General features: G+C 59.3%; 1 protein-coding gene. It reads left to right on the top strand.

Annotation, left to right across the window (positions count from 1 at the left end):
* Positions 1-204: phage protease (locus tag ACW5W8_RS24190; RefSeq protein ID WP_498630957.1), on the top strand; the 204-nt coding region annotated here is incomplete at both ends.

A 204-nucleotide genomic window follows, 5' to 3' on the forward strand; every position in this document is an offset into this window, starting at 1 on the left:
GGCAAGACATCCTGATCGACTACGACCACCAGACCCTCCATATCGAAAAGACTGGCAAGGAGGCCCCGGCAGCCGGTTGGTTCAACGGTGAGGAGATCGAATGGCGCGAGGGTCAGGGCCTCTTTATCAAACCGCGCTGGACGGATCGTGCGGCTGCCATGGTGGCCGCCAAAGAGTACCGATTCCTTTCTGCCGTCTTTCCCT

Source organism: Aeromonas aquatilis, assembly GCF_054052405.1.